The 3,387-nt window shown below is 60.3% G+C and carries 2 protein-coding genes; both read right to left on the bottom strand.

The genetic code is table 11. The features are described from left to right. The coding region (locus AABA86_RS33800) for a caspase family protein (protein WP_338309820.1) at nt 1-919 on the bottom strand (919 nt) is incomplete at its 3' end. A 1,681-nt stretch (nt 920-2,600) separates the two neighbouring features. Further along, complete coding sequence (locus tag AABA86_RS33795; protein WP_212251269.1) at nt 2,601-3,140, bottom strand: hypothetical protein; 540 nt, start codon at nt 3,138-3,140, stop codon at nt 2,601-2,603. Nucleotides 3,141-3,387: the final 247 nt, after the last annotated feature.

The following is a 3,387-nucleotide window of genomic DNA, read 5'->3' as shown; positions in this document are numbered from 1 at the left end:
GCATGCCGAGGTTTTGTCGGCCTTTGGTCAGCGACTTAACCTCGTTCTCCATCGCGTCGATCAGCGCTGAAAGCTTGACGATGCCCTGCGAGTCGGCCGCGCCGGCGAGCGCGTCCAGGAAGGCTTGAGCGAGAGCGCCGTGCTTCCATTCCGGAAGCTCTTCCGACAACTCGTTCTTTCTGGACGAAGTCAGGACGGTGACGTTTTCGAGGTCCATGGCATCCCGGAGGACCTTGGAGTCGGGGTCAGTTGCCCAACCCTGAGCACCGACCGCGCCGGAATGGCAGGCGTCGAGCAACAGCAGAACCTTTCCATAGTTGGCGAGCGCGTGCACTTTCTTGGCAAATTCGCTCGCCGAGACCGCGCTCTTGATGCTCTTGTTCCGTGATCCCGAGTCGAAATCATATGGGATGATGTAGAACTGCCCGTCGATCATCAGGCCGTGGCTCGAAATCAGAATAACGGCGACGTCCTGACCGGGATCGCCTTTAGCCGCAGCTTGCGCCATGGCGTCGAGCGCGTCGAGAATGGTCGCACCGTCGGCCTTGCCGTTGGGGAGATGTGTTAAGCTGACGTCGGCGTAAAGACTCGACTTGCCGGGGCCGCCTTTCTGACTCTCGAGAAGCGCGGTCGCGACGTCGTGTGCGTCCTTGACGGCGTAGTCTAGGTGCAGGTCTCCCGCCTTGTCGCCGAACTTATCGATGCCGATCGTCAAGACACGCAGTATCCCGCCCGGCGGCTTGGCACTGGCGGTTTTGGCCTGAACATCAAATCTCGCCTTCGTAATTTCGTCGATGCCGATCGCCCGCGCGGTCTCGAGCTGGTCCAGAACGAGAGGTAACGTATTTGGTCGATGTAGCCTGGCGATAGCGGAAACGGGAAGCGTCGTCGAGGCCTTGTCGGGGCCGTGGTTTACCATCCACTTTAGCACCTCCCGGGCATCTGGCGTCGCGTCATAGAATCCTTCGGGAGTCCAGAGCACCCAGTCCCATTTGGCNNGGATCACTCTTGTTCAGGAGGACCTGCAAGGCAAGGATTTCGTGTCCGTCTGCGGCGCGATGCCAGCGAAGCGTTCCGTCGCTATAGGCCGCAACGACGATCCGCCCATCTTCACTGGCATTCACTGAGAGAACTTCGCCTCGGCCAAAGTAAGACCATATCAGGGCTCCCGCGTCGTCGAACGCTCTGAGGGCCCAGTGGGTGCCGAGAAAGAAGCGCTTACTGTCCGCAGCGATCGCGAGGCTGCGCGCCATCTCATTTCCGATCGGAAGCACGCGGCCGTTCAGCGTCGGATGGTTTTCGTTCTGCCAGTTGAGAATTGTCAAGCCTTTGCGAAGCGGTGCAATGGTGACCGCGTCATCGATCGGAGAGCTGGATAACGTCAGTGACCTCGCATCAAATCTCAAGACCGGCCCCCCCGATCGGGCAGCACTGAAATCAACGACTTTGCCATCCCGGGAAACACGCAGGCTGTCGGCCGGACCGATTACCGGTAGGATGGGCGAAGCAACAGTCCACTCCACTTCGCCTCGCGCATCCAAGAGACAGAGGGAAGGCATTTGCGAGGCAACAATAACTTGTCCATCTGGCAGGGTGTCGATGCCGCTCATCCCTCTCCTTAGGCACTGGTTCATAATGCGGCGTTCGTCGGCAAGCCCCGCCCCGTCCCACGCGAAGAGAACTATCCTCCCCTTGTCGTCGACCACGGAGCCGCCGGCAAACAAGGTTTGACCATCGCGGGACCACGCAACTTTGGTGAAACCGAAAAAGGATCCCCTGACCCCTTTGGGGCGGTGTCCACCTACGCGTTCAAGCGTGCTTCCATCCAGGATATCGACCGCGGTCTCCCAGTAGCCGACGGCCAGGCGGGTGCCGTCCGGACTGAAAGCTATTCCATAGGGGTAAGTTCCGCTCATTGCCCGGACGGGCTCGCCGACGCGGTGAAAATTCGGATGTTCGGTGGCGGGATCATAACGGTACAAACGTATGAAGCCATCGCCGCTCGATGTTGCGAGGCGACCGTCGCCGGCGAACGATGCCCCAAAGCTGCTCGCTCCGTAATGTTCCTCGCGGAAGATCTCGCCCCAATGTTTGTCGCGGTCGAAGACTCGCAGCCCTTGCGTATCGGCATACAGGACGGCAAGGAAGCGACCGTCGGGAGAGAATTGCAGGCGTTTGGCATCAGCTGGAATGTCGCCGCCAATGCGCTGAACGAGGTTTCCAGATTCGCGATCGAATAGGTAGACCGGGCTCTCGCCACTGGCTCTCTCAGTTCTTCCGCCCACCGCGAGCATCGCTCCGTCCGAACTTATCGCGACCGTAGACACGTTGCCTACTCTCCCAGGGCCGCTGGGAATCCAGACCGTGCGCAGCAGCTTGCCATCGGCAAGCGACCAGATCCGTACTGTGCGATCGGAGCTGCNNTGTGACGGCGAAGTGGCCAGCAGCGTCGACGGCTTGCGACCCAATCCCGGCCGAGTGCATGCCGGGATCGACGGCGAGCACGGGGCGATCGTAGAGATCCGTTCCGTCCTTCGACCCCTGATCCCGCGCCGGCGCACTCGCGAAGACCAAGACGGCCAGGGCCGTAAGGGCAACGGCTATTGCGCGGCGATGTCTCCGAAATTGGGCCATTTTGCAGCCTCCAATTGGGCCTTCGTCGTCTCGAGTTCGAGCTTGTCCTTTTCGACATGGCGCGTCCAAAGCGCGCCGACGCCGTCGGAGATCGCCTTCATCAAGGGTTCGACCAAGCTCTTGGCAACTTCTTCCCATACACCTTTGGTGTTGGGAGTGATCGTCTTGACGGCGGAGTCGCAGATCTCTTTGAGGCCCTTTCCCGACGCCTCAAGGCTGGTGCGAACCGTCGGCAGACGATCGGGATTGCCACCTTCGACGAGGGCCGTCGTTAGCCCGGCAATGACGCCGTCCATCTCTCCCTTCGCCATCCCATAGGTCAGCCGCGCGCTCGCGAGAGCAGCTTTGTCGCCGCTGGACTTGAGCACCTCGACACAAGTGGTTGCTTGGGTCCGAGCCTTGGCGAGTAGGGAGGTCACTTCTGGCCAACCGAGCGGGGCTGTCTGCGCGACACCAATCGCTACGGGGAGAACGGTGGCCAAAGCAAAGACAGCAATTCTTTTCATGGCGGAAATCCTCGCGTATGCACCACAAACTGCTAAACCGCATTTGCATCGGCGACCGGCGCGCGAACGGTCGTGTCAGCGTCAAGGGCCTCTCGAGATAATGCCATCGGGCGCACTTCTATGGTCAAGTCGAGCCCCTGTTCAGAACAATATACCACTGGTTGCAATGAGACGGAACAGATCCGCAATGCTATTGCTCAGCCGCCACAGACCCAGCCCCTTGCGCCGCCCGACGGGCAAAACACGC

The organism is Bradyrhizobium sp. TM233, from assembly GCF_036247965.1.
GTDB lineage: Bacteria > Pseudomonadota > Alphaproteobacteria > Rhizobiales > Xanthobacteraceae > Bradyrhizobium > Bradyrhizobium ottawaense.
The sequence above is the reverse complement of the archived record's forward strand: the minus strand, read 5'-3'. Positions and strand labels throughout refer to the sequence as shown.